This window comes from Amycolatopsis japonica, assembly GCF_000732925.1.
Lineage (GTDB): Bacteria > Actinomycetota > Actinomycetes > Mycobacteriales > Pseudonocardiaceae > Amycolatopsis > Amycolatopsis japonica.
This window is the reverse complement of sequence record NZ_CP008953.1, coordinates 2,796,505-2,815,052: the sequence shown is the minus strand read 5'-3', so window position 1 is coordinate 2,815,052 and position 18,548 is coordinate 2,796,505. Positions and strand designations below refer to the sequence as shown.

17 protein-coding genes are annotated in these 18,548 nt (G+C 68.5%); 6 read left to right on the top strand and 11 right to left on the bottom strand.

The annotated features are described in order from the left end of the window. Positions 1–100: 100 nt before the first annotated feature. The 9 genes from AJAP_RS13420 to AJAP_RS13380 form a co-directional block, all read right to left on the bottom strand. Positions 101–886 carry a DeoR/GlpR family DNA-binding transcription regulator gene (locus AJAP_RS13420; protein WP_016335505.1) on the bottom strand — a complete coding sequence of 262 codons (786 nt, stop codon included), beginning with the start codon at positions 884–886 and terminating at the stop codon, positions 101–103. A 126-nt stretch (positions 887–1,012) separates the two neighbouring features. Then, positions 1,013–2,869 carry a DUF5107 domain-containing protein gene (locus AJAP_RS13415; RefSeq protein WP_038511258.1) on the bottom strand — a complete coding sequence of 619 codons (1,857 nt, stop codon included), beginning with the start codon at positions 2,867–2,869 and terminating at the stop codon, positions 1,013–1,015. Beyond that, positions 2,866–3,933, bottom strand: coding sequence for an ABC transporter ATP-binding protein (locus tag AJAP_RS13410; RefSeq protein ID WP_038511256.1), 1,068 nt, complete (start codon positions 3,931–3,933; stop codon positions 2,866–2,868). Before AJAP_RS13410 ends, AJAP_RS13415 begins: the two co-directional genes overlap by 4 nt. Positions 3,934–3,939: 6 nt before the next feature. Continuing rightward, positions 3,940–4,869, bottom strand: a complete 930-nt coding sequence (locus tag AJAP_RS13405) for a carbohydrate ABC transporter permease (RefSeq protein ID WP_038511254.1) — start codon at positions 4,867–4,869, stop codon at positions 3,940–3,942. 10 nt (positions 4,870–4,879) lie between these two features. Next, complete coding sequence (locus tag AJAP_RS13400; RefSeq protein ID WP_038511251.1) at positions 4,880–5,830, bottom strand: carbohydrate ABC transporter permease; 951 nt, start codon at positions 5,828–5,830, stop codon at positions 4,880–4,882. Further along, positions 5,830–7,230 carry an ABC transporter substrate-binding protein gene (locus AJAP_RS13395; protein ID WP_038511248.1) on the bottom strand — a complete coding sequence of 467 codons (1,401 nt, stop codon included), beginning with the start codon at positions 7,228–7,230 and terminating at the stop codon, positions 5,830–5,832. Before AJAP_RS13395 ends, AJAP_RS13400 begins: the two co-directional genes overlap by 1 nt. 81 nt (positions 7,231–7,311) lie before the next feature. Further along, on the bottom strand, positions 7,312–8,193 hold the full coding sequence (locus AJAP_RS13390) for a class II fructose-bisphosphate aldolase (RefSeq protein WP_038511245.1): 882 nt from the start codon (positions 8,191–8,193) through the stop codon (positions 7,312–7,314). A 9-nt stretch (positions 8,194–8,202) separates the two neighbouring features. Then, positions 8,203–9,093: a 1-phosphofructokinase family hexose kinase gene (locus tag AJAP_RS13385; protein WP_038511242.1), complete on the bottom strand. Its 891-nt coding sequence runs from the start codon at positions 9,091–9,093 to the stop codon at positions 8,203–8,205. Between the two features lie 7 nt (positions 9,094–9,100). After that, positions 9,101–9,982 (bottom strand): SIS domain-containing protein, encoded by an 882-nt coding sequence (locus tag AJAP_RS13380; RefSeq protein WP_038511239.1) that lies wholly within the window; start codon positions 9,980–9,982, stop codon positions 9,101–9,103. Between the two features lie 218 nt (positions 9,983–10,200). On the opposite strand from AJAP_RS13380, the gene AJAP_RS13375 reads away from it, so the two are divergent. The 3 genes from AJAP_RS13375 (at position 10,201) to AJAP_RS13365 (ending at position 12,802) form a co-directional block, all read left to right on the top strand. Then, on the top strand, positions 10,201–10,674 hold the full coding sequence (locus AJAP_RS13375) for a carboxymuconolactone decarboxylase family protein (protein WP_038511237.1): 474 nt from the start codon (positions 10,201–10,203) through the stop codon (positions 10,672–10,674). Positions 10,675–10,773: 99 nt separating this feature from the next. After that, positions 10,774–11,223 carry a MoaF C-terminal domain-containing protein gene (locus AJAP_RS13370; protein ID WP_038511234.1) on the top strand — a complete coding sequence of 150 codons (450 nt, stop codon included), beginning with the start codon at positions 10,774–10,776 and terminating at the stop codon, positions 11,221–11,223. A 133-nt stretch (positions 11,224–11,356) separates the two neighbouring features. Then, positions 11,357–12,802, top strand: a complete 1,446-nt coding sequence (locus tag AJAP_RS13365) for an APC family permease (RefSeq protein ID WP_038511232.1) — start codon at positions 11,357–11,359, stop codon at positions 12,800–12,802. Here AJAP_RS13365 and AJAP_RS13360 read toward each other — a convergent pair. Next, a complete protein-coding gene (locus AJAP_RS13360) occupies positions 12,782–13,531 on the bottom strand; it encodes a GntR family transcriptional regulator (RefSeq protein WP_038511229.1) in 750 nt (249 codons plus the stop codon). The genes AJAP_RS13365 and AJAP_RS13360 overlap by 21 nt on opposite strands. Positions 13,532–13,640: 109 nt before the next feature. Between AJAP_RS13360 and AJAP_RS13355 the strand changes: the two genes are divergently transcribed. After that, positions 13,641–14,510 (top strand): Cgl0159 family (beta/alpha)8-fold protein, encoded by an 870-nt coding sequence (locus AJAP_RS13355; protein ID WP_038511227.1) that lies wholly within the window; start codon positions 13,641–13,643, stop codon positions 14,508–14,510. 20 nt (positions 14,511–14,530) lie between these two features. Beyond that, positions 14,531–16,015, top strand: coding sequence for a CoA-acylating methylmalonate-semialdehyde dehydrogenase (locus AJAP_RS13350; protein WP_038511224.1), 1,485 nt, complete (start codon positions 14,531–14,533; stop codon positions 16,013–16,015). A 60-nt stretch (positions 16,016–16,075) separates the two neighbouring features. Here AJAP_RS13350 and AJAP_RS13345 read toward each other — a convergent pair whose 3' ends face one another. Then, complete coding sequence (locus AJAP_RS13345) at positions 16,076–17,464, bottom strand: amino acid permease (RefSeq protein ID WP_038511221.1); 1,389 nt, start codon at positions 17,462–17,464, stop codon at positions 16,076–16,078. A 170-nt stretch (positions 17,465–17,634) separates the two neighbouring features. Here AJAP_RS13345 and AJAP_RS13340 point away from each other — a divergent pair, with 170 nt between their 5' ends. Further along, positions 17,635–18,540, top strand: coding sequence for a glutaminase (locus AJAP_RS13340; RefSeq protein ID WP_038511219.1), 906 nt, complete (start codon positions 17,635–17,637; stop codon positions 18,538–18,540). The last annotated feature ends 8 nt before the right edge of the window (positions 18,541–18,548 follow it).

Genomic DNA, 18,548 nt, shown 5'->3' with positions numbered 1-18,548 from the left:
TATGGGGCAACGGGTGTGCGTGTCCCGGATGTCATGAAAGGGCCGTTCAGGACATCTTTTGTCCTGAACGGCCCTTTCATGACACTCGGGACCGGAGAGGTCAGACCGCCTGGACCTCGACGCCCGCGGCCTCGAACGCCCGCAGCACCTTCGGGTCGGCGTTCGAATCGGTCACCAGCGCATGCACCTGCGGCGTCGCGCAGATCCGCGCGAACGCCCGGCGGCCCAGCTTCGAACCGTCGGCGACGGCGACGACGCGTTCCGCCCGTTCGACCATCAGCCGGTTGATACTCGCCTCGCCCTCGTGGTGGGCGAACGCGCCGGCGTCGGCATCGAACGCGTCGACCCCGAGGAACAGCAGGTCGATCGTCAGCTCGCTGAGCACGCGCGTGGCCAGCGGACCGCTGAGCTCGAACGACTGGGGACGCGCGACACCACCGGTCACCACGATCTTCACATGCGGCCGGACCGCGAGTTCGTGCGCGATGTTCAGTGCGTTGGTGACCACCGTCAGCCCCGGCGAATCACCGCGTCCGGCCAGATCGGACCGGGTCGCCAGCGAGCGCGCGACCCCGGCCGTCGTCGTCCCGCCGTTGAGGCCGACCACCATGCCCTGCGCGACGAGCGCCGCCGCGGCGACGCTGATCCGCTGCTTCTCGGGCACGTGCCGCGCGGTCTTGTAGCGCAACGGCAGGTCGTAGGCGAGGTCGTTGGCCACCGCGCCACCTCGGGTGCGGGTGAGCAACTGTTGCTCCGCCAGGTGATCGAGGTCGCGCCGGATCGTGGCGGCGGAGACGTTCAATTCCTCCGCCACGTCCTCGACGTCGATCTTCTCCCGCTGCCCCAGCAGGTCCAGCAGGGTGCTCAGCCGTTCGTGCCGGGCCATCGGCGCCACTCCTAGCTCGCTGCGGCCTATCGCGCATACCGGTGCGCTGTTGGCCACTGTTTCGAGCAGTATGCTGCATCGCGGTTGTCCGCCGCGAGCGGCACGCCGGTCGAGTGGCCCGGCCGGTCACTTCATCCGGAAGTCGTGCTGTTCCGGCAACGGTTCGTCGGAAACCGCCGCCCAGGTGTCGGACAAAGACGTTTCCCCTTCCCTGATGTTCGCGACCTCGAAACCGCTGTCGTACACGGCCTTGGCCCCGGCGGTGTCGCCGAGGGCGAGCCTGGTCCGGGCGGTCAGGAGCGCGATCCGTCCTTCCACGGGCAGTCCGTCCAGCAGCACACTCGCTTCGTCCGGGAGCCCCGCGGCGAGTTGCGCCGCGATGGCCTCGACGACCAGAGGACGCAGTGACGGCGCCAGGGCGACCGCCCGCCGGTACAGCCAGGCGGCCTCGTGCCCGGCCGTGGCGATCGCGAGATTCCGCAACGCCCAAGGGTTCTCGGCCGCCGACACGGACTCGCGCCAGGCACGGACCGCGTCCGACTGCCGTCCGGCCGCCCAGTGCGCGACGCCGCGGTGATACCAGGTCAGCCAGTTCTTCGGGGCGTACTCCATGAGATCCGCCCAGTACCGGTTCACCAGCGTCGCCGGAGGGACGGCGAGCGGATCGCCGTCCGGCGGCGTCCCGTCGAGCAACGCGAGCCACGGCTCCTGGTCCGGCCCCAGCGATTCGTCCGGGAACGGCGTGCCGGGCAGGCACATGGGCGCGCGCCGGTTCTCCAGCGCACCCCAGCCGGAACCGGTGGCCAGGAAGGATTCCGGAGTGACGTCGGCGATCTTCCGCCACGCGTCGTGGAGCTCGTCCATGGTCTCCGCCGACGGCAGACCGGCGGCGACGGCTTCGCGAGCCGCCGTCCAGTCGTCACCGTGCACCGCGGCCGGATCGGCGGCGACCGGACCATAGGCCTCCAGCCAGTCCCAGCTCTCCCCCGGCGGCAACCGCAGGTGCTCCAGCTGGGTGCGGGCCAGCCCGGCCTGGATCTCCAGATAGCCCCCTGCCTCCGGCGCCAGCCACTCCTGCCAGCGACGTCCGCCGGTGGATTCGCCCCACAGGAACAGCTTCCGGCCGCGCAACCGGCTGGTGGACAGCTGAGCGAGCCCGGTCCCGTCGGCTTCGACGGCCGCGACCCACGGTCGACCGGTCACCTCGAAGAAGTAGTCCGCCGCGGCCTCGGCACGCGCCGGATAGGTCAGCTCGCCGGGCACGTCGACCAGGTCGAGCCGTCCCGAATAGCCGTAATGCCACGCCTGCGTCGCGGGCGCCAGCACCCTGGTGCCCTCGTTCTGCGGCACCGCGATGTTCGACCACCAGTACACCGGGACGTCGTAGGGATGCGGGTTGCGCACGCGCACCGCCACGAGCAGCTGCTCCGACCCTTCCGGCAGCCAGAAATCGACCTGGTACGGCAGGTCGCGGGTGCGTTCCCACTCCCACAGGCGCAGCACCGGTGTACCGTCCGGGCCGTCGATCTCCGCGGCGAACATCGGCTCGCAGGTCAGCGTCGTATGCCCGGTGCTGCCGAGGTTCCACTCGACACCGCCGGCGAACCACGCGTCCCGCAGAGCGAGGTTCGCGGGCTGGAACACCGGGTTGCGATAGAGCAGCTCACGTCCGGACGGCTTGTGGACCAGTGAATACAGCCGTCCGCCCAGCGACGGCAGCACGGTGGCGCGGAGTTTGTCGTTCTCCAGCACCACCGCCGGGAGTTCACGCTCGATGCGCTCGCGGGTGTAGCCGTCCTGCAGCAGGCACGGCAACGTCGTGTCCAGGCGGCCGTAGCCGATGTTCTCCGCCAGGTCCGGCGGCAGCTCGTCCACATTGGACACCTTGGCCACGGCCTCCGGTTTCCGGAGCGGGGGCAACGGGTTCTCCGGCCCCAGCTCGGCGGCCGGGAGCACCAGCCCGGTGCGATACAGGCTGGTCATGCGTCCGGGAGCCTGTCACCGGTCGCGGCGTCGAACAGGTGCACCGCACCCGGTTGCGGGGTCAGGGAGATCGGCTCGCCGCGCTGCCACGGGGCCATCCCGGGAGTGCGGACGGTCAGCACGCGTTCGCCGTCACGGCAGTAGAGGTACTGGTCGCTGCCCAGTTCCTCGACGACCTCGACGATGGCCTCGAAACCGCCGTCGCCGATCGTCCAGCCCTCTGGCCGGACGCCGACGACGATGCCGGGCCCGGTCAGCGCCGAACGTTGCGCCGGGGTCAGCGGAAGCCGCGTCCCACCGGCGACGGCACCATCACTGTCCACAGTGGTCTCCAGCAGGTTCATCGCGGGCGAGCCGATGAACCCGGCGACGAACACGTTGACCGGCTTGGCGAACAACCCGACCGGCGTGTCGCACTGCTGAAGGATCCCGTCCTTCAGCACGGCCACCCGGTCTCCCATGGTCATCGCCTCGACCTGATCGTGCGTGACGTAGAGCGTGGTGATGCCCAGCCGCCGCTGCAGGGACGCGATCTGGGTGCGCGTCTGTACGCGGAGCTTGGCGTCCAAGTTGGACAGTGGCTCGTCCATCAGGAACACACTGGGCTCGCGCACGATCGCCCGCCCCATCGCGACCCGCTGCCGCTGACCGCCGGACAGCTTCGCGGGTTTGCGGTCCAGGTACTCGGTCAGGTCGAGCACGGCCGCGGCCTCGGCCACCTTGCGCTCGCGTTCGGCCTTGGGCATCTTGGCCAGCTTCAGGTGGAAGCCGATGTTCTCCCCCACCGTCATATGCGGGTAGAGCGCGTAGTTCTGGAACACCATGGCGATGTCCCGGTCCTTCGGCGGCAGTTCGGTGACGTCGCGGTCGCCGATGTGGATGGAGCCGTCGTCGACGCCTTCCAGCCCGGCGAGCATCCGCAGCGTGGTCGACTTCCCGCAGCCGGACGGGCCGACCAGCACCAGGAACTCGCCGTCGGCGACCTCGAGGTCGAGGCCGTCGACCGCGGGACGGTCCACCCCGGCGTAGAACCGGGTGGTGTCGGAGAAGGTCACGGTGGCCATCAGGTCCTACTTTCCGGCGCCGAGGGTCAGGCCGGTGATGATCCGGCGGGCGAGCACGAGGTAGAGCACGAGCATCGGGAGCACGACGATCGCCACACCGGCGATCAGTCCGCCGTACTCCGACTGGTAGCTCGCCGCCCCGTAGAAGGTGAAGAGCGCGCGCGACAGCGTGAAATGCGCCTGGTCCTTGAGGAACACGATCGCCAGCAGCGTCTCGTTCCACAGCCCGATGGCGTTCAGCGTCAGCGCGGTGATCATGCCGCCCCGGGTGAGCGGCAGCATGACCGAGAAGAACGTGCGCATCGGCGACGCGCCGTCGAGCGCGGCCGCCTCCTCCAGTTCGTCCGGCAGCGACCGGAAGAACCCGGTCATCAGGAACACCGTGAACGGGATCGACAGCGCCACGTACAGCACGAACAGGCCGTATTCGTTGTCCAGGTGCACTTTGCTGAGCACCACGAACAGCGGGATGATCACGGTCTGGAACGGCACGCCCATGCCGATCGCGACGACGTTCGTCATCGGCCCGGCGCCGCGGACGCCGAGCCTGGTCAGGGCGTACGCGCAGGGCGCCGAGACGGCGACCGTGACGACCGTCGCCAGCCCGACCAGGACCACGGTGGTCAGCACGGCCTCGCCGAAACCGGCGTTGTTCCAGGCGTAGATGAAGTTCCGGAACGGCTTGCCGACCTTGAACCATTGATACGGCAGGTCGAACGGCTTGGTGAAGATCTCCACCGGTGTCTTGAACGACGCCGTGAGCAGCCAGTACAGCACCAGGATGTTGCCTGCGGTGAACAGCCACACGATCGTGGAACCCAGTACCCGCAACGGGCTGAACCGTTTGGAACCGGGGGCCGGACGTGGTTTGCGTGGCGGCTTGCGCACCGGTTTCGCCGCTCGCCGCGCGGGCGCCTCGACGTCGGTGACGGACATTTCGTCTCCCTCAGAACTGGATCGCGTCACGGCGCATCAACCGGCGGAGCAGGACGACGAGCACGGACACCAGCACGATCATCGCCACCGCGCAGGCACAGGCGGCGCCGAAGTCCGGGGTGCCGTTCGAGCCGAAGGTCCGGTCGAACACGTAGACCCCCAGCGTCCACGCCTCGTTGGGCGGGGCGTAGGTGCCCGGACCGGCCAGCACGAACACCAGCTCGAAGATCTTGAGCGCGTTGATCGTCCACAGCACCCCCGCGACACCGACGACGTCCCAGGTCATCGGCAGCGTGATGCTCTTGAACTTCTGCCACGGCGACGCGCCGCCCAGCTCCGCGTCCTCGTAGAGGTACGGCGGGATGCGGTCGACCGCGGCCATCAGGATGGTGATGTAGAAACCCGAACTGGCCCAGATCAGCGAAGCCGTCACCACACCGGTCACATTGGACGGTGCGAGGAACTTCGCCGCGTCCGCGCCGAGGCTTTCCAGCACGTAGTTCGCCAGTCCCTGTTTCCCCGGCTGGTACTTGAAGACGAAGCCGAGGAACATGCCGAGCGCCACCGGCGCCACGATGTTCGGGAAGAACAGGATGGCGCGGACGATCTTGCCGCCCTTCATGTCCCGCAGCACCATGGTGAACAGGAACGCCAGCGCGAACGTGCCGATGCCGCCGAGGAACACGTAGATCAGCGTGTTGCGGAAGGCGTACTGGAACGAATCGCTCGCCCACATCTGCGTGTAGTTGGTGACGCCGTTGGGTTCCGGCGTGTCCCCCGCCCCGGCCCAGCTGGTGAAGCTCAGCACGACGGTCGCGATCGTCGGCAGGACCAGGAAGGCCAGGTACAACACCAGCGCCGGCGCGGCGAACGGCCAGAACAGCCGTTTCTTGCGACTCAGGTGCGCCCCGGCCTTCACGGCCCGCGCCGGCGGTTTCGCCGGAGTCGTGACTGTCGCCATCAGCCCTGGTTCTTCCAGAATTCGGCACCCTTGGCGGCGAGCTGGTCCACGAACTGCTGCGGGGTGATCTGGCCCTTCAGCAGCGCGATGTCGGCGGGGTCGAAGACGTCGGTCTGCCATTTGCCGCCGGCGATGCCGTCGATCCCGTCGTACTGCAGGACGTGCTCCTTCTTCGGGTCGTCCAGCGCGGCCTTGACCTGCTTCAGGTCGTCCGGCACGGCGAGGTCCGCCCGCGGCACGAGGTTGTCGGCCACCACGGGGATCCCGGCGAGCAGGTCCTTGTTGAGGAAGTAGGCGATGAACGCCTTGGCCGCTTCGGCGTGCTTGGCCTTCTTGGTCACCGAGAACCCGATCGACATCTGCTCGACGGTGTCGTGCGTGGCGCCTTCGGGCATCGGGAACTGGAAGGAGCCGTAGTTGATCTTCGTCCCGGCGCCCTGCTTGTCCAGGTACTCGCGGGTCTCGCTCGGTGCCCAGCTGCCGACGTAGAGGAACCGGGAGTCGCCGTCGGCCCAGCGCTGCTGCACCTGCGGGAACTTCGCCGCGTCCCAGCCGTCGATGAAGTACTTGGGCAGCTTCGCGGTTTCGGTGGCGGCCTTGAGGAAACCGGGGTCGGTCTTCCACGCCTGGCCGGTCTTGTCGGTCGCGGCCTTGTACAGCCCGCCCGCGCCGACGTACCGCTCGGCGAGCTGGGTGTAGAAGTACATGTTGTAGAACGGGATGTCGCCGTCGAGGCTGATCGCGGCCTTGCCATCGGACTTCGCCTTGTCGAACAGGCCGATCAGCTCGTCCATCGTCTTCGGCTGCTGGATGTCGCCGGCGGTGTCCTTGTTGAACCACCAGGCGCTCGACTGGATCGTGTACGGGACCATGAAGTTGTGGCCCTCGCGGTCCTTGTTCTGCGGGAAGTCGTACGAGCTGGGCGAAAGCACGTCCTTGACGGTCTTGTCGCCCTCACCGACCTTCATCGCGAACACGTCGTCGACGCTCTGCGTGCCACCCGGCGTCATGACCGCCGCGCCGACCTTGCTGACGTCCTGGTCGAACAGGTCCGGCACGGCGTCGGTGTTCAGCGCGGGCACCAGGTTCTGGGTGTAGGCCTTGCGGCCCAGCCACTGCACGTCGACCTTGACGCCGGTCTTCTCCTGGAAGCATTTGAAGGCCTTCTGGAGGACCTTGCCCTGCGGCTCGTCGGCCGTCCACATGGACCAGTACGTGAATTCCTTGTCCGTCGCGGGTTTCACCCCCGCCTCCGGACAGGGCGCGTTGAGGAACTGATCGACGCCCGGGAGCGCGTTCTCGCCGGTGCCACCGGCCGTCTCCCCGCCGCCGCATCCCGCGAGCAGGAGCGCCGCCCCTGCCGTCGCTGACATCACTGTCGTGAGCCTGCCTACCCGCATCCGCCACCACCTGGATCGAAGATCACACAAGTTCTGCTTGTTCTTGCGCAGTTTTGTGAGGTTTCACGCACATGTCAACACTCAATCGCGCAAAGTCTGCTCAATCGTCACCTTGACCGGTTCAACATGATCAAGCTTGAGCACTCCCAGCAGCCGCCGCACCTCGACGGCGACCGCGGCGCGCCCGGCACCGAGGTATTTCCGCGGATCGACACGCTCAGGATGCGCGCGCCAATCCTCCGCCGCGGCCGCGGTGAACACCTTGTTGAGCTGGGTGGCGATATTGATCTTCGTCATCCCGGCTCGGACGGCTTCGGCCAGCCCTGCGTCGGGCACGCCGGACGATCCGTGCAGCACCAACGGCACCGGCACCTTTTCCCGCAGCCGCGCGATCAGCTCGAAGTCCAGCGCGGCGTCACGGGTCAGCATGGCGTGCGAACTGCCCACCGCCACCGCCAGCGCGTCGATCCCGGTGGACGCGACGAACTCCGCCGCCTCGTCGGGATCGGTACGCGCGCCGGGCGCGTGGACGCCGTCCTTGCCGCCGACCTCGCCGAGTTCGGCCTCCACCCACACCCCGTGGTCATGGCAGTACGCGGCGACTTCCCGCGTGGCGCGCACGTTGTCCGTGTAGTCCAGTTTGGACGCGTCGAACATGACGGAGCCGAAGCCGAGCGCGACCGCCTCACGGACCAGATCGGCCGATTCCGCGTGGTCGAGATGGACCGCGACCGGCGTTGTGGCCGCTCTGGCCGCCGCGAGAGCGGCTGTACCGACCGGCGCCAGCGAGCCGTGGTACTTCACGGCGTTCTGACTCAGCTGCACGATCACCGGTGCTTCCGCCGCGGCGGCGCCGTCGATGATCGCGGTGATGTGTTCGAGCTGGATCGCGTTGAACGCGCCGCAGCCGTGCCGGGCCGCCGCGGCGGCTCCGACGATCTCCCCGGTTCCCACCAGAGGCATGACAGACTCCTAGTCCGGGCGGGCGCGCACGGCGACCAGCCCCTGTTCGGCTCGGTAGTGCGCGAGGTCGACGTCCCCGGCGAGCGGGCCGAGCACGGCCGCCCCGGACAACGCGACGGCGCGGCGCAGGATGTCCTGCCAGGATTCGGCGCGGCTCAGCCCCAGTGCCAGCGCGGCGACGACGGCGTCACCGGCGCCAGTGGTGTTGCCAGTGAGCACAGTGGACGGTGCCGCGTGCCAGGTGCCGGAGCCGGTCACCGCCAGCAGTCCTTCGGCACCCAGCGACACGACGACGGCACCGGCCCCGGCCTTGCGCAGTTCGGCCGCGGCGGCCACCGGATCCCGCAGCCCGGTGACCTCGCGCAGTTCGTCGGCGTTCGGTTTGACCACGGACGGTTTCCCCGCCAGCCCGGCGAGCAGCGCTTCTCCGGAAGTGTCCAAGATGGACGGTGCGTCGCCGAACAGCCCGGCGTATCCCCCGGCTCCGGGAGGAAGGCTGCCCGAGCAGACGAGCACGTCGGGCTTGCGGGCCCGGACGGCCGCGGCAAACGTTTGCCACTCGTTTCCGGTGAGCCGGGGCCCTGGCTCGTTCAGCAGCGTGACCGATCCGTCGTCCGCGAGAACCGTGATGGTGCGCCGGGTCTCGCCGCCGATCGGAATGGCGGTGGCCGGGATGCCCGCCGCCGCGAGATCGCCCACGACGGCGGCGCCCGTCGCGCCGCCCGCCGTGAAGAGCGCGCGGACGTCGGCGCCGAGCGTGTGCAGCACCCGGGCGACGTTGACGCCCTTGCCGCCCGCCCGGTGCCGCACCTCCCGCACCCGGTGCACGTCACCGGCCCGCAGACCGTCCACTGTGTACGTTACGTCCAGCGCGGTGTTCGGCGTGACGGTGACGATCACGGCTGCCTCAGGTCAGGACGACGGAACGGGTAAGGCTGCGGGGGTTGTCCGGGTCGAGCCCCTTGCGGGCGGCGATGGCCCCGGCGACACGCTGCGCGCGGACCAGGTCCGCCAGCGGGTCCAGGCCGCTCTCGACGAACAGGCCGCCCGCGCGGGCGACGTCTTCGGCCAGCCCCTCCGGCGCCTGCCCGAACATCCAGGTCACGCGGCCGGGTTCGCTGATGCTGATCGGCCCGTGCCGGTAGTCCCACGCCGGGTACGACTCCGTCCACAGCAGGCACGCCTCGCGGAACTTGAGCGCGGCCTCGTTCGCGATGCCGACGGACCAGCCGGTGCCGAGGAAGCTGAACTGCTCGGCGCCGATGAGCTCGTCGGGCAGCGGTTCGGCGAGCACGCGCTCGGCCTGGTCGGCGACCGCGGTCAGGTCCTCGCCGAGGTGCGCGCGCAGCATCGCCAGCGCCGTCGTGGCGAAGCGGGTCTGCACGACCGAGCGCTCGTCGACGACGGACAGGTCGACGATCGTGTCCGCGGCGGCCTCGATCTCGCGGGGCACGCCGGTGATCGCGATGGTCGGCGTCCGGCCCCGCAGCTTCGCCAGCAGGGCGTGGACCTCGGTCGTCGTACCCGACCTGGTCAGCGCCACCACGTGGTCGTAACCGCGGCCGTCCGGGAACTCCGACGCGGCGAAGGCGTCGGTCTCGCCGAGCCCGGCGGACTCGCGAAGGACGGCGTACGCCTGGCCGATGAACCACGACGTGCCGCAGCCGACGATCGCGACCCGCGCGCCCGGCGGCGGCAGCAGCTCACTGTTCGCCGAGGCCAGCGCCGCCGCGTCCCGCCAGCGGCCGGGCTGGCTCGCGATCTCCGCCGCCATGAAGGTCCCGCTCATGAACTCCCCATCCGTGCCAGTTGTGCGCAATAGCTGTCACGTTAGGTGCAGTTTTGTGCAACGTCAATGCTCTGTTAGCGCACTTTCACGCATTTGATGCGTTCAGATGTGCGTGCTGGACGAGACTTCGACCTGCGTGACCGGCGTCACTCCGAAAGCTGTCACAACCTCTCCGTCCGGCTCGTCATGTAGGCAGCAATCGACCGAGAGGGAAGATCATGGAACCGCGCGTCAACCTGTTCGAGAACGAAGTCATCCTCAAGTACGCCAAGCGTCTCGGCGCCGCGAACCGCCCGATCGAGGAGTCCTCGCTGCCGCACGCGACGCAGGAGCTGGTGAAGCTGCGCGCCAGCCAGATCAACGGCTGCGGCTTCTGCACCGACATGCACAGCAAGGACGCCGCGCACGCCGGCGAGACCTCGGTTCGGCTCAACCTGGTCGCCGCCTGGCGGGAGGCGAACGTGTTCACCGAGCCCGAGCGCGCGGCCCTCGCGCTCGCCGAGGAGGGCACCCGTATCGCCGACGCGCACCACGGCGTCAGCGATGACACCTGGGCGCAGGTGCGCAAGCACTACGACGACGAGCAGATCGGCGCCCTGATCGCGCTGGTCGCCACGATCAACGCGTACAACCGGCTCAACGTCATCGCCCGGACCCCGGCAGGCGACTACCAGCCCGGCATGTTCGACTGATCCTCGCGTTCATCGACAACAGCATCGCTTCGCCGGACAACGATCGAGGTGCGACGGGCTGCTAAACCTGCGGATACCAGCGATCCGGAGGTTCAGCCCGTGCAACTCGACGTCCGCTTCTTCCCCGTGACCGGCACCCATCGGCTCAGCACCGACCTCGTCGGGCTGCGCGCGAACTTCCACTACGGCTCGGGGAACGTGCTGGAGCAGCATTACGCGGACAGGACGACGATGATCTGGACCGGTGTCTCCGGCGATTTCGCCGGTGTCCGCCAGAAGGAATCGACACTGCGTGTCTTCGAAACCGGCCCGGCGCAGTATTTCGTCACCTGGTACGAATCCGGAACCGTCGCGACGGCGGCGCACGGCGAGATCTTCGACGGCGGGTATCCGATCGCCGTGATGGCCGACTTCGGCAAGTCGGTGGCCACGGCCGCTTATACGAATCCGCGTGAGGACGGCGGGCAGTACTTTCTCGTGGATCAGGCGACGATCGAGATCCTGGACAAGCCGCACGGATGGCCTTCCTTTCCCGAACCGCGGTCGTGAGTGGCGTTTCGGGTTCTAACCCGAAACGCCACTCACGACCAGGCGCTGCCGAACAAGCGCCGCGCGCGCAAAGGCAAAGCCCAGGCCCACTCCACTCCCATACTGGCCGTCCAGCGGAGATGAGGAGCAGCGCATGAGCCGAGACGACACGTCGCTCGCCAAGAACGTCCTGGGCGTGCCAGGCATCGTCTTCCTCGTGCTCGCCGCGGTCGCGCCGCTGACCGGGATGATCGTGATCGCGGCCATCGGCATCGCGGTCGGGAACGGCGGCGGTATGGTCGCGGCGTTCCTGCTGGCGACGGTCGTCCTGCTGCTGTTCGCGGTCGGCTACGCGCAGATGTCGCGGGTCCTCACGAGCGCGGGCGGCTTTTACGCCTTCGTGGTCAAGGGATTGGGCCGGACACCGGGTCTCGTCGCCGGTTTCATCGCGATGCTCGGCTACAACTGTTTCGTCGCGGGAGCGATCGGGACGAGCGGGTTCTTCACCTCCACGGCGATCGACGACGTCTTCGGCCTGAAACTCGATTGGCTGTTCTGGAGCGCGCTTTCGGTCGCGCTGGTCCTCTTGCTCAGCCGTCGCGGGATCGCGGTCAGCGCGAAGGTGCTGGGCGCCTCGCTGATCCTCGAAGTGTCGATCCTGCTGATCATGGACTTCAGCGTGCTGTTCCGGCACGGCTTCTCGTTCGCCGCGTTCAGCCCGTCCGTCATGTTCCAAGGGGCCGGCGGCCTGGCGTTGTTGTTCGCCGCCAACGCTTTCATCGGTTTCGAGGCGACGGCGCTGTTCGGCGAGGAGGCCAGGGATCCCAAGCGGACGATCCCGCGGGCGACCTACATCGCCATCGGGTTCATCGGGGTGTTCGCCGCGTTCACGACCTGGGCCGTGGTCAGCGCGATCGGCGCCGAGCAGGCGCAGGACGTGGCCGCCGCGCATCTGTCGAGCGGGGATCTCGTGCTTTCGGTCGCACAGGAGTACCTCGGCGGCCCGCTGACGAAGGTCATGTTGCTGCTTCTGGTGGTCAGCCTGTTCGCGGCGCTGCTGGCATTGCACAATTCGGCCACCCGCTATCTGTACGCGCTGGGCCGGGTCGGCGTGCTGCCGCGTGTGCTCGGCAAGACCAGCCCGCGCAACGGAGCGCCGCGCTACGCCTCGATCGTCCAGTTGCTCTTCGGGTCGGTGGTGGCGCTGGCGTTCCGCCTCGCCGGGCTCGACCCGGTCGCCGACCTCACCGCGAGCATGACCGGTTTCGGCACCCTCGGCATCCTCACCCTGCAGCTGTTCGCGGCCGTGGCGATCCTGGTCTACTTCCGCCGGACGCGGGACCGCCGGGTCGTGAAGACGCTGATCGCGCCCGGGCTGGGCGCGGTGGGCCTCGGGCTCATCGTGACGCTGGCGATCGTCAACTTCCCGACGCTCGCCGGGTCGAGCAACGGCGTCGTCCCGCTCCTGCCGTGGCTGCTCCTGGTGGTCGCGCTGGCCGGGCTCGCGCTCGCCGGCTGGCTGCGCCGGTTCCGTCCTTCGGTTTACGACGCGCTGGAGACCGACCTGGAACGCGAACCGTCAAACGTTGTTGGTCAGTGAGAGGTTGAACGAATAGCGCGAGGCGCGGTAGACGTGCCATCCGTATTCCACGACCTTGCCGGACTCGTCGTAGGTGGTGCGGCGCATGGTGAGCAGCGCCGCGCCCGGCTTCTCGTCGAGCAGTTCGGCGTCCTCCTCGGTCGCCTGCCGGGCGCCGACGTTCTGCTGGGCGGCGTGCAGCCGGACACCCGCCGAGCGCAGTAGCTGGTAGAGCCCCTTGTCCCGCAGTTCCTCGTCCGACGGATCGATGAGACCGTCGGGCAGGTAGTTGTTCATGATCGCCAGCGGTTCGCCGCCGGTCGAGCGCACCCGCTTCAGCCGCCGGACGTGGGTCAGGCCCGGCGTTTCGAGCTGTTCGATCGCCTCGTCGCCCGCTGGCTCGACCTGGTTCACGAGGACGACGGATTCCGGCTTGTCCCCCAGTTCACTGAGGTCGTCGAAGAGGCTGCTCAAGCGCAGCGGCCGGGCGACCTTGGTGCGGACGACCTGCGTGCCGACGCCGCGCTTGCGGACCAGCAGGCCCTGATTGACCAGCGACTGGATCGCCTGACGGATGGTCGGCCGCGACAGGTGCAGCCGCGCCGCCAGGTCCAGCTCGTTGTCCAGCCGGGCGCCGTTGGGCAGCCTGCCGTCTTCGATGGCGGCGCCGATCTGCCGGGCGACCTGGGAGTACAGCGGTTCCGGGCCGTTCGGATCCACGACGATCTCGCCGGGCACCCAGGGTTTCATGCGCGGAGCCTACCGCGCTCGACCACTATGACCTTATGTCCATATGTCTTGACAAAGTCTCCGAACGCTTGCGATGGTCGAAGGACCACGCGAGCCGGGAGGTACGAACGTGTCGGACACAGTGCGCCGGATAGCCGCCGCGAGGGTGCGGGATCCGGGAGCGATCGCCGTGGCCGCCGCCACCCGCGTCCGCGCGAAATCGCCGTTCAACGACAAGGGCCGCACGATGATCATCGCCGCGGACCATCCGGCTCGCGGCGCGAACGGCGTCGGCTCCGAACCGCTCGCGATGGCCGACCGCGGCGAACTGCTCGACCGCCTCGGCCTGGCGCTGGAACGCCCCGGGGTCACCGGCGTGCTGGCGACGCCGGACATCATCGACGATCTGCTGCTCCTCGGCGTGCTCGACGGCAAGACCGTCATCGGCTCGATGAACCGCACCGGACTGGCGGGATCGAGTTTCGAGATCGACGACCGGTTCGCCTGCTACGACGCCGAAACGATCGAACGGATGCGTTTCGACGGCGGCAAGACGCTCACCAGGATCTGCCTGACCGATCCGGCGACGCCGAGCGTTCTCGAGAACACCGCGAAGGCGGTCAACGACCTGGCCGACCGCAAGCTGATCGCGATGGTCGAGCCGTTCCTCTCGGATTGGGTCGACGGTCGTCTCCGCAACGACCTCTCCCCCGACGCCGTGATCCGCTCGATCACCATCGCCTCCGCCCTCGGCCGCACGTCGGCTTACACCTGGCTGAAGCTCCCGGTGGTGAAGGACATGGAGCGCGTGCTGGCCGCCTCGACCTTGCCCGCCGTCCTGCTCGGCGGAGAGGTCAAGGACCCCGACGCCGCGTTCGCCGCCTGGCAGCGGGCGCTCGCGCTGCCGACCGTGCAGGGCCTCGTGGTCGGACGATCCCTGCTCTACCCGCACGACGGCGACGTCGCCAAGGCCGTCGACACGGCCGTCGGACTGCTGTGAACACCTGTGGAGGACAACGCGTGAAGACCATCGACCACTGGATCAACGGCGCCGCGACCACGGCGGGCTCCATCCGCACGGCCCCGGTGTACGACCCGGCCGTCGGGCACGCACGGGCGGAGGTGCTGCTCGCGGAACCGTCCGATGTGGACACCGCGGTGGCCGCCGCGGCCAAGGCGTTCGAGGCGTGGGGCGATTCCTCGCTGTCGCAGCGGACGAAGGTGATGTTCGCCTTCCGCGAGCTGCTGGTGAAGCACGAGGACGAACTCGCCAGGATCATTTCCGCCGAACACGGCAAGGTGATCGACGACGCGCGCGGCGAGATCGTCCGCGGCCGCGAGATCGTCGAATACGCCTGCGGGATCGCCGACGCGCTGAAAGGCGGCTTCTCCGACCAGGTCTCGCGGGACGTGGACGTGCACGACTTCCGGCAGCCGCTCGGCGTCGTCGCCGGGATCACGCCGTTCAACTTCCCGATCATGGTGCCGTTGTGGATGCACCCGATCGCCATCGCGGCGGGCAACACGTTCGTCCTCAAGCCGAGCGAGCGGGTTCCGTCCGCGTCCCGGCTGGTCGCCGAACTATACGCCGAGGCGGGGCTGCCCGACGGCGTGTTCAACGTGGTCAACGGGGACAAGGTCGCGGTCGACGCGATCCTGGAGCACCCCGGCATCGACGCCGTGTCGTTCGTCGGGTCGACCCCGATCGCCAAGTACGTCCACGAACGCGCGACGGCCACCGGCAAACGCGTGCAGGCGCTGGGTGGGGCCAAGAACCACGCCGTCGTCCTGCCCGACGCCGATCTGGACTACGCCGCGAACCACCTCACGGCGGCCGCGTTCGGTTCGGCCGGGCAGCGCTGCATGGCGATCTCCATCGGTGTCGCCGTGGGATCGGCCGGGGACGGGCTGATCGAGATCCTCGAGCGCAAGGCCGCCGAGATCAAGGTCGGGCCCGGCCACGAGGCGGGCAACGACATGGGGCCGGTGGTCACGGAGGCCGCGCGGCGGCGGGTGATCGACTCCGTCGCCCTCGGGGCGGAGCAGGGCGCGACCGTGGTCGTCGACGGGCGGGAGCTGCGGGTCAACGGGCACGAGGACGGGTTCTTCGTCGGACCGTCCCTTTTGGACCACGTGACCACCGAGATGGCCGCCTACCGCGACGAGATCTTCGGGCCGGTGCTCGGGATCGTCCGGGTGTCCACACTGGACGAAGCGATCGCGCTGATCAACGCGAACCCGTACGGCAACGGGACCGCGGTCTTCACCGGCAGCGGCGAGGCGGCGCGGCGATTCCAGCGGGAGGTGAAGGTCGGGATGATCGGGGTGAACGTGCCCATCCCGGTGCCGATGTCGTACTACTCCTTCGGCGGGTGGAAGGACTCCCTCATCGGGGACAGCCCGATCCACGGGCCGGCCGGGGTGCGGTTCTACACGCGGGCGAAGGTCGTCACCACGCGGTGGCCGCACTCCACCGCCGGTTTCCACTTCCCGACGTCCAGCTGAACACCCGCGTTTCGTCCTCTGAATGCGATTGCGCATTCAGAGGACGAAACGCGAGAGGGGTCAGCGCACCTCTTGCCGTTGCCGTTTCCCGACGATCCGCCAGCCGACCGCCAGCACCACGACCAGCACCGGGATCGAGTAGAAGGCGATCTTCTCGGCGCCGTCGGAGAAGCCCATCAGGACCACCACCAACGCGAGGAAGCCGAGCGTCGCCCAGCCGCTGTAGGGCGCCCACGGCATCCGGTACGACGGCCGTTCCAGCTCACCGCGCAGCGCCGCCTGACGCAGCCGCAGCTGGCAGAAGATCAGCGTCGCCCAGGTGGTGATCACGCCGAGCGAGGCGATGGCGATCGCGATGTCGAAGGCGTCCTTCGGCACCAGGTAGTTGAGCACCACACCCAGCACGTAGGCGCCGGAAGTGAACAGGATGCCGCCGTAGGGCACGTGACGGCTGCTCATCCGGCCGACGAACTTCGGCGCCTCGCCCTTGTCCGCGAGCGCCCGCAGGATGCGGCCGGTCGAGTAGAGCCCGGAGTTGCAGCTCGACAGCGCGGCGGTGAGCACGACGGCGTTCATCACGTCACCGATCCCCGGAATCCCGAGGCGGGTGAACACGGTGACGAACGGGCTCTCGCCGCCGTTGTAGAACGGCCACGGCAGGAGCATCGCCAGCAGCAGCACGGATCCCACGTAGAACACGCCGATCCGCCAGACGACACCGTTGATCGCCTTCGGAAGCACCTTGCGGGCGTCCTTGGTCTCGCCGGCGGCGATGCCGACGACCTCGATCGCCGAGTACGCGAAGATGACCGCCTGCAGCGTCATCAGCGCGATGCCGACACCGGCCGGGAAGAATCCACTGTGGGCGGTCAGGTTGTGCACGCCCGCGGTGGTGCCGCCGATGTCGGCGCTGGTGAGCACCAGTCCGAGGGCGGTGACCAGGAAGACGACGATGGCCAGCACCTTGACCACCGAGAACCAGAATTCCAGCTCGCCGAACAGTTTCACCGAAAGCAGGTTCACCGCCAGCAGCACACCGAGCGCGACCAGTGCGGTGATCCACTGCGGCACGTCGGGCAGCCATTTGTGCACGTAGATCGCCACCGCGGTGATCTCCGCGATACCGGTCATCGCCCAGTTCACCCAGTACATCCAGCCGGAGGCGAAACCCGCCCACGGCCCGATGAACTTGCGGGCGTAGGTGACGAAACTGCCGGAGGACGGCTCATGGAGCACGAGCTCACCGAGGGCGCGCATCACGAAGTACGCGGCGATACCACAGAGCGCGTACGACAGGACCAGCGACGGCCCGACCTGGTGGAGCTTGCCACCGGCACCGAGGAACAGCCCGACGCCGATCGCGCCGCCGATGGCGATCATCTGCACTTGGCGGTTGCCCAGTGCTTTTGAGTAGCTTTCACCTTTTTCGGTGAGCAGCGAGGAATCCATGGTTGCCAGACGCTAGAGCGTGTGCGGCACGTCACCAACATTGCTAAGGAAGACTTAAGGTGTGCGGGACGTCACTCTGGCGGTTTAACGGGAATTTCCTTTTTCGATTTGACAAATTCACCCGCGAACCCCGATCGTCGCGCGCGAAGGAGCGCTTCTACGCTACGGCCGTGGACCTCGCAGCGCTGCTGGACCGGATCGCCGACGACGTCGCGGCGGAGATCGGCCGCGGCTCCGTCGCGGACTACATCCCCGCCCTGGCCAGGGTCGAACCCGGCCGGTTCGGCATGGCGGTGGCCGAAGTGGACGGTGGGCTGCACGGCGTCGGCGACTGGGAGGTGCCGTTCTCCATCCAGAGCATGTCGAAGGTCTTCACCTTGGCGCTCGCGCTCTCCCACGGCGACGGGGTGTGGGAACGGGTGGGCCGCGAGCCGTCCGGAAACCCGTTCAACTCGCTGGTCCAGCTCGAGAACGAGGACGGAATCCCCCGCAATCCGTTCATCAACGCCGGCGCCCTCGTGGTGACCGACGAATTGGCGCACCACGGCGACGCGGCGGAAACCCTGCTTCGGTTCCTCCAGGAGGAAAGCGGGCGCGCCGGCATCGGGATCGACGCCGAGGTCGCCGCGTCGGAGGCCGCGCACGCCGACCGCAACCGCGCCCTCGCGTATTTCATGGCGTCGTACCGGAACATGCGTCATCCGGTGCCCGCCGTCCTCGACCAGTACGTGCGCCAGTGCTCGATCGCGATGAGCTGTGGCGACGTCGCGCGGGCGGCGGTGTTCCTCGCCCGCCACGGCGTGCGCAACGACGGCAGCCGCCTGCTCGAACAGAGCGCCGCCAAGCGGGTCAACGCGGTGATGCTGACCTGCGGCACTTACGACGCGGCCGGCGAATTCGCCTACCGTGTCGGGCTTCCGGGCAAGAGCGGGGTCGGCGGCGGCATCGTCGCGATCGTCCCCGGCCGGTGCGCGATCTGCGTCTGGAGCCCCGGCCTGGACCCGCGCGGCAACTCCGTCGCGGGTGTCGCGGCGCTGGACCGGTTCACCACCCTGACCGGCTGGTCGATCTTCTGAGCGGTTTG

Coding starts and splice junctions, on each gene's coding strand:
- AJAP_RS13390 (WP_038511245.1), bottom strand. CDS start 8,193: ATGCCTCTGGTGGGAACCGGGGAGATCGTCGGAGCCGCCGCGGCGGCC.
- AJAP_RS13395 (WP_038511248.1), bottom strand. CDS start 7,230: ATGCGGGTAGGCAGGCTCACGACAGTGATGTCAGCGACGGCAGGGGCG.
- AJAP_RS13375 (WP_038511237.1), top strand. CDS start 10,201: ATGGAACCGCGCGTCAACCTGTTCGAGAACGAAGTCATCCTCAAGTAC.
- AJAP_RS13345 (WP_038511221.1), bottom strand. CDS start 17,464: ATGGATTCCTCGCTGCTCACCGAAAAAGGTGAAAGCTACTCAAAAGCA.
- AJAP_RS13365 (WP_038511232.1), top strand. CDS start 11,357: ATGAGCCGAGACGACACGTCGCTCGCCAAGAACGTCCTGGGCGTGCCA.
- AJAP_RS13405 (WP_038511254.1), bottom strand. CDS start 4,869: ATGTCCGTCACCGACGTCGAGGCGCCCGCGCGGCGAGCGGCGAAACCG.
- AJAP_RS13415 (WP_038511258.1), bottom strand. CDS start 2,869: ATGACCAGCCTGTATCGCACCGGGCTGGTGCTCCCGGCCGCCGAGCTG.
- AJAP_RS13400 (WP_038511251.1), bottom strand. CDS start 5,830: ATGGCGACAGTCACGACTCCGGCGAAACCGCCGGCGCGGGCCGTGAAG.
- AJAP_RS13380 (WP_038511239.1), bottom strand. CDS start 9,982: ATGAGCGGGACCTTCATGGCGGCGGAGATCGCGAGCCAGCCCGGCCGC.
- AJAP_RS13360 (WP_038511229.1), bottom strand. CDS start 13,531: ATGAAACCCTGGGTGCCCGGCGAGATCGTCGTGGATCCGAACGGCCCG.
- AJAP_RS13420 (WP_016335505.1), bottom strand. CDS start 886: ATGGCCCGGCACGAACGGCTGAGCACCCTGCTGGACCTGCTGGGGCAG.
- AJAP_RS13410 (WP_038511256.1), bottom strand. CDS start 3,933: ATGGCCACCGTGACCTTCTCCGACACCACCCGGTTCTACGCCGGGGTG.